This window comes from Agrobacterium sp., assembly GCF_032092815.1.
In the GTDB taxonomy this organism is placed as follows: domain Bacteria; phylum Pseudomonadota; class Alphaproteobacteria; order Rhizobiales; family Rhizobiaceae; genus Agrobacterium.
Genome location: NZ_DAMDBP010000094.1, coordinates 3,811 through 4,280, shown reverse-complemented (window position 1 = coordinate 4,280; position 470 = coordinate 3,811). Strand labels below are relative to the sequence as shown.

Genomic DNA, 470 nt, shown 5'->3' with positions numbered 1-470 from the left:
TCATGCCGATAGACTATTGCCTCGATCCGCACCAGCCGGTTAAGGCGACGCCTCCAACTGGAACCCCAAGGGAAAACGCTCGGATCGTGCAGAAGTCATCCGCGCGCAAACTTCTCGCACACGAATTAATTTTCGTCTGCTTTCGGCGCGGCTTCAACCGACGCTTCACTCACCACAATGGCTGTCCTATTCAAAAGGCCTGCATCCTCAAGTGCCTCGATATCCGGCAAATCGCGCAATGTCTCAAACCCGAAAGCCGACAGAAAATATTTCGTTGTGATGTAGGTATAAGGCGCACCGGGCATGGGGCTACGCGGCCCGGTATCGAGCAAGCCAGCACCACGAATGCTGGCAATCGTATCGCGTGAAATTTCCTTGCCGAAAATTTTCGATAACTCTCCGCGGGTGATCGGCTGGAAATAGGCAATGGCAATCAGCACCATTGCCTCGTGGTGCGAAATGGCGGGTGC

The 470-nt window shown here is 54.3% G+C and carries 1 protein-coding gene; it reads right to left on the bottom strand.

Annotated elements, in window-relative coordinates:
• Nucleotides 1-125 precede the first annotated feature (125 nt).
• Nucleotides 126-470 (bottom strand): SMC-Scp complex subunit ScpB (locus RT613_RS23770; protein ID WP_313618827.1); only part of this gene is annotated, 345 nt, incomplete at its 5' end.